Genomic DNA, 1912 nt, shown 5'->3' with positions numbered 1-1912 from the left:
AGGCATGAGCCTGACCTGAGCCCATGGCCATGCCCTGTCTTGCACCGGTTCCTGATGGAGGATCAAGGCTATGAAGTTCTCGCGGGAGACGGTGGGACAGTCGGGGACGCGGATCAGTTATCTGGACACCGGCGGCAACGCCCCGGTGGTGGTGTTCCTGCACGGGCTGGCCGGCAGCGCGCAGGAGTTCATTCCCTCGGCCGAAGCGCTGTGGCCCGAGTACCGGTGTGTGCTGGTGGATCAGCGTGGGCACGGACACAGCACCCGCGTGCCGTCGGACATGGGCCGGCAGGCTTTCGTCGACGACGTCGCAGCGGTGATCGATGTGGTCGCCTCGAGTCATCCCGTGGTGCTGGTGGGTCAGTCCATGGGAGCGCACACTGCGTTGCTCACCGCCGCTGCACACCCTCAGCGGGTGGCCGGTCTGGTGCTGCTGGAAGCCGACGTGCACGGCGGGGACCTGGAGGAGGCAGGGGCTTTGGGTGCATTCTTCCGCTCGTGGCCCACGCCCTTCGGATCAATGGCCGATGCCACCGAATGAAGCGCCCTGAGTTTGTTGGAGGCTCCTGACCTTGGAAACGAGGATGGAGTTATGCCGAAGGAACTGGCGAATGGGAAGCCGACGACGCGTCGCTACTCGGACGAGGAGAAGGCCGCCGCGGTGCGGATGGTGAGGACGCTGCGGGCCGAGCTCGGGGTCACGCAAGGAACCGTGCAGCGAGTCGCGACGCAGCTCGGGTACGGGGTCGAATCCGTGCGGATGTGGGTGAAGCAGGCCGACATCGACGAGGGTGTCACCTCCGGCGTGAGCTCGGCGGAGGCGCAGCGGGTGAAAGAGCTCGAGCAAGAAGTCCGCGAGCTTCGCCGGGCCAACGAGGTGCTGAAGCGGGCTGCGTCTTTCTTCGGGGCGGAGCTCGACCGCCACTACCGGAAGTAGTCGCGTTCATCGACGCGAACAAGGACGACCTCGTCGACGGTCGCCGGCTCGGAGTCGAGCTCATCTGCAGACAGTTGCAGGTGGCTCCGAGCAGCTACTACGCCGCTAAGACCCGCACCCCGTCCGCCCGTGCCCAGCGGGACGAGGAGCTGATCCCGCGGCTCGTCGAGCTGTGGGAGGCGAACTACCGGGTCTACGGGGTCCGCAAGCTCTGGAAGGCGGCCCGGCGGGCGGGGATCGCGATCGGCCGCGACCAGACCGCGAGGTTGATGAAGGTGGCAGGGATCGAGGGCGCAAGGCGCTCGAAACGGGTGAAGACGACCAGGCCGGATCCGGCGTCCGCGCGACACCCGGATCTGGTGCAGCGGGAGTTCACCGCGACCGCTCCGAACCGGCTCTGGGTGACGGATCTGACGTTCGTGGCGACCTGGGCCGGTGTCGCGTACGTGTGCTTCATCATCGACGCGTTCTCCCGCATGATCGTCGGGTGGCGGGTCGCGTCGCACATGCGCACCGAGATGATCCTCGACGCCATCGAGATGGCCCGCTGGTCCAGAGGTCACCGCCACGCGGACCTGCGGTGTCACAGCGACGCGGGGTCTCAATTCACGTCCATTCGCTACGGCGAACGCCTCGCGGAGATCGGCGCGACGCCGTCGATCGGGACCGTCGGTGACAGCTATGACAATGCCCTGGCCGAGACGGTGAACGGGTACTACAAGGCCGAACTCGTCCGCGGGCCGGCCCGGTCCGGGCCGTGGAAGACGGTCGAGAATCTCGAGCTCGCCACCCTCGGTTGGGTGCACTGGCACAACACGCAGCGCCTCCACAGCTACCTCGGCGACGTCCCGCCCGCCGAGTTCGAGAACGCGTTCTATGCTGTCCAAGCCGACCGCGAACACCTGGTCGGAATCAAATAGCGCGAGTCTCCATCAGACCCAGGGCGCTTCAGTCTTCAAAACATACAGCCTCGGC

2 protein-coding genes and 1 other annotated feature are annotated in these 1912 nt (G+C 66.5%); both genes read left to right on the top strand.

Going from position 1 to position 1912, the window contains the following annotated elements:
* The first annotated feature begins 70 nt into the window (after positions 1-70).
* Positions 71-541, top strand: a complete 471-nt coding sequence (locus AS25_RS08580) for an alpha/beta fold hydrolase (protein WP_052160844.1) — start codon at positions 71-73, stop codon at positions 539-541.
* A 51-nt stretch (positions 542-592) separates the two neighbouring features.
* A protein-coding gene (locus AS25_RS08570) for an IS3 family transposase (RefSeq protein ID WP_231885598.1) occupies positions 593-1857 on the top strand; the annotation gives its coding sequence in 2 pieces (ribosomal slippage) (positions 593-896 and positions 896-1857; 1266 coding nt in all).
* Positions 892-1026 (top strand) — a sequence feature (AL1L pseudoknot). Its footprint overlaps the gene before it by 135 nt.
* Positions 1858-1912: the final 55 nt, after the last annotated feature.

It is taken from the genome of Kocuria marina (genome assembly GCF_000786655.1).
Taxonomy (GTDB): Bacteria; Actinomycetota; Actinomycetes; order Actinomycetales; family Micrococcaceae; genus Kocuria; species Kocuria marina_A.
This window is presented reverse-complemented; position numbering and strand designations above follow the sequence as displayed.

Bases quoted from the DNA above. Each gene is read 5' to 3' on its own strand.
- AS25_RS08580 (WP_052160844.1), top strand. From the start codon at position 71: ATGAAGTTCTCGCGGGAGACGGTGGGACAGTCGGGGACGCGGATCAGT.